Raw genomic sequence first — 4,036 nt, forward strand, 5'->3', positions numbered from 1 at the left:
TATTATGCCGTTAACAATGCCAGAAGCAGCTGGTGATACAGTGTTAGATATCAATATTCCAGGGCGTTCATTACAAGAATTGATCCGTATTGTGGATAGTAATGAAGACATTGAGATGATGGTGACAGACAATCAAGTATTGTTTAAAGCTCGTAATATCTACCTATACTCTCGTTTACTAGAAGGTAACTACCCGAATACAGATCGTTTATTACCTAATGACCACTCAACAATTATTGAAGTGGCAGCGAGTGAATTAGTGAATGCTGTTGAACGTGCTTTGATTTTAAGTCATGAAGGTAAAAATAATGTGGTTCGTTTGAATATTTCAGACCAAGACATTATCTTATCTAGTCAATCTGCTGAAGTTGGGAATGTTGAAGAAGAAATCAATGTAGTGAAAGCTGAAGGGGAAGCTTTAGAAATTTCCTTCAACCCTGACTACTTACGTGAAGCCTTGAAATCATTTGGTCAACAAAATGTACAAATTGGCTTCCAGTCATCTTCACACCCCTTCACCCTATTACCAAGTGATCAAACTGATAACTTCAATTTCGTTCAATTGATTACCCCAATTCGTACACCAAGAGGCTAATTGAAGCTAATTGAAGAAATGACGAAAGTCGCTAAGAATTGATGTCGACGGTCAAATCATTTTCATATGGTTAGCCAAATGAATAAGGATCAAAATCATTTACTGGTTTTGGTCCTTTTTTTTCGGTCTATATATAAAAATGTGCCAATTTTTGACTTTTAAGCCCTTTAAATAAGATTCTAGGTATTTCCCTATCTAAAATGCCAACTTTTAATACAGGGCCTTTATTTGCTAAATACGGTAAATTGGCGTATAATTAAGGTGTATAAATAAAAGTCAAATCGTTGAATCTGCTAAGGACCACTAGCTGTGTCCGGTGATGGCAAGAAGAGACGATTTATTTTATGTGAAGAGCAAATTTGGAAGATGAATGTGGGGTGAAATGATGGCTGAAATCGTAAAAATTGAAACAGCATATATTACATTGAGTCAGTTATTAAAAATTTCTGGTGCGATAGGTACTGGCGGAGAAGCGAAATGGTATCTACAAGAAAATGATGTCGTTGTAGACGGTGAAATTGATAACCGACGTGGACGTAAATTGTATCCAGGTATGGTTATTGCGATACCGAATGAAGGTGAATTTATCATCGAAAGCCATGAAGCGCATGGTGATGGACATGCAGCTAAATGACATTAAGTTAAAAGACTTCAGAAATTATGAAGATCTAACAGTCACATTTTCTCCTGGGGTGAACATCTTTATTGGCGAGAATGCCCAGGGGAAAACATCTTTGTTAGAGGCTATTTATATGATGTCACTGGCAAGAAGTCACCGTACGGCCAATGAAAAAGATACCATCCGTTGGCAACAAGACTTTGCGCGTATTGAAGGTAGTATATCAACGAGAACGAATCCAGATTTACCACTAGCGCTAACCATCACGAAATCTGGTAAACGCGCAAAAGTGAACCACTTGAACCAAAACCGGATGAGTGATTATATTGGCAAATTGAATGTGGTCCTTTTTGCCCCGGAAGATTTAGAACTGATTAAAGGTGTCCCGCAACTTAGACGGAAGTTTATTGATATGGAGCTTGGGCAAATGAGTCCGAAATACCTGTATGAGTCGGTCCAATATAATCGATTATTAAAGCAACGAAATGCCTACCTCAAGCAATTATTATATAAAGAAACCCAAGACCAAATTTATTTAGATATTCTCACTGAACAGTTAGCGGCGTCTGCTACCCATGTTATTTACCAACGGCTACGTTTTGTAGACCAATTGGAATCTTGGGCTAAACCTATCCATTCAACCATTTCACATGGGCTTGAAGAGTTGACCTTAGCCTATCGTGGTCCAATTGAATTGACTTTAGATATGACTGAAGATGCCATTTACCAGCAGTTGATGACGAAATTTAAAGAGAAGAAAGACCATGAATTAGCCAGAGGGGTTACTTTGGTTGGCCCACATCGGGATGATTTGACCTTTAAGGTGAATGGCCGTGATGTGCAAAAATTTGGTTCCCAGGGGCAGCAACGGACGACTGTATTGAGTATGAAATTAGCAGAAATCGAATGCATGCATGAAGTTTTAGGGGAATACCCTATTTTACTCTTGGATGACGTACTCAGTGAATTAGACAATGAGCGACAAACCCACTTATTGAAGTCTATACAGTCGAAAGTACAAACCTTTTTAACAACAACAAGTTTAGATGGTATTCAAAGAGAATTAATTGAAGAACCAAGAGTTTTCAATATTGATGCAGGCGCGATAGCGGAATAAGTAAGCGTGCGGGTGAGGCGTGGCCTAAAATCCCATGGCGCTATTGAGATTGAATAATTCACGTAATAGGAGTGGGAAAATGGCAAACAATGCTAATGAAAACAACAATGAAAACGAAATGTTGATCAATGAAGAAACACTCGTCCAACCAGAGGACCTTGTTTCTGAAGAAGAAAAAATGGCCAAGAAACGCGAATTGGCTAAAGACTATGATGCCAGCCAAATTCAAGTATTGGAAGGTCTAGAAGCTGTACGTAAGCGTCCAGGGATGTATATCGGGTCAACTTCAGTTAGTGGTTTACACCATTTAGTATGGGAGATTGTCGATAACTCAATCGATGAAGCCCTAGCAGGATTTGCGGGTCACATCCAAGTCATCATTGAAAAAGATAATTCCATAACAGTTGTCGATGATGGTCGTGGGATTCCCGTTGATATCCAATCAAATACCGGTCGTCCAGCGGTAGAAACAGTCTTTACTGTCCTACATGCCGGTGGTAAATTCGGCGGTGGCGGGTATAAAGTATCCGGTGGTCTTCACGGGGTTGGGGCCTCTGTTGTAAACGCCCTTTCTGAATGGTTGCATGTCTATGTCCATAAGAATGGCCGCATCTACCACCAAGAATTCCGCCAAGGGGCTATTGTATCTGATGTTGAACAAACTGGTGATACAGATACCCATGGTACGGTTGTGCATTTTAAACCGGATGCAGAGATTTTTACCGAGACAACTACCTTTGAATTTGAAGTTTTAAACCGTCGTGTCCGGGAGTTAGCCTTCTTGAATAAAGGCCTACGTATTTCTTTAACGGATGCCAGATCGGAAGACCAAGAAACAGCTTCTTACCACTATGAAGGTGGGATTAAAGAATATATTGAGTATATGAATAAGGACAAAGATGTCTTATTTGAAAATCCAATTTATCTTGAAGACGAGCAAGATGGTATTGAAGTAGAGGTATCTTTACAATATACAGATGGCTTCCATTCAAATATCTTAAGTTTCGCCAACAACATCCATACTTTTGAGGGCGGTACGCATGAATCAGGTGCTAAAACAGCCCTAACCCGTGTCATTAATAACTACGCTCGTTCGCAAAAAATCTTAAAAGAAAATGACGATAACCTAACTGGAGAAGATGTGCGTGAGGGGATTACTATGATTGTGTCCGTTCGCCACCCAGACCCACAGTTTGAAGGTCAAACCAAGATGAAATTAGGGAACTCGGAAGTTCGGACGATTACCGATAATCTTTTTGCGACGCATTTTGAAACTTTCTTGCTAGAAAACCCGCAAATTGCCCGTCGTATTGTCGATAAAGGGACTGTAGCCTCTAAAGCTCGTCTAGCAGCTAAGCGGGCCCGTGAAATGACCCGTAAAAAATCAGGTTTAGAGATTTCTAACCTACCTGGTAAATTGGCCGACTGCTCAAGCCGTAATCCAGAAGAATCTGAATTATTCATCGTTGAGGGGAACTCGGCCGGTGGGTCAGCGAAACAAGGCCGTTCACGTCACTTCCAAGCTATTTTGCCGATTCGAGGTAAAATCTTGAACGTTGAAAAAGCTTCGATGGACAGAATTTTAGCCAACGAAGAAATCCGTTCACTATTTACTGCAATGGGTACAGGCTGGCAAAATGAGTTCGACATCACCAAGGCACGTTACCACAAATTGGTTATTATGACCGATGCCGATGTCGATGGA

The 4,036-nt window shown here is 40.3% G+C and carries 4 protein-coding genes; all 4 read left to right on the forward strand.

What is annotated here, in order from left to right; all coding sequences use genetic code 11:
• Positions 1–595 (forward strand): DNA polymerase III subunit beta (gene dnaN, locus ACRCJ0_RS10085; RefSeq protein ID WP_431390351.1); only part of this gene is annotated, 595 nt, incomplete at its 5' end.
• Between the two features lie 385 nt (positions 596–980).
• Positions 981–1,229 carry a S4 domain-containing protein YaaA gene (gene yaaA / locus ACRCJ0_RS10090; protein ID WP_193756634.1) on the forward strand — a complete coding sequence of 83 codons (249 nt, stop codon included), beginning with the start codon at positions 981–983 and terminating at the stop codon, positions 1,227–1,229.
• The gene (gene recF, locus ACRCJ0_RS10095; protein WP_431390352.1) at positions 1,216–2,331 is read left to right on the forward strand and encodes a DNA replication/repair protein RecF; all 1,116 of its coding nucleotides are present in this window, start codon (positions 1,216–1,218) and stop codon (positions 2,329–2,331) included. Before yaaA ends, recF begins: the two co-directional genes overlap by 14 nt.
• Positions 2,332–2,509: 178 nt before the next feature.
• Positions 2,510–4,036: DNA gyrase subunit B (locus tag ACRCJ0_RS10100; protein WP_431390353.1), on the forward strand; the 1,527-nt coding region annotated here is incomplete at its 3' end.

It is taken from the genome of Aerococcus sp. L_32 (assembly GCF_050689315.1).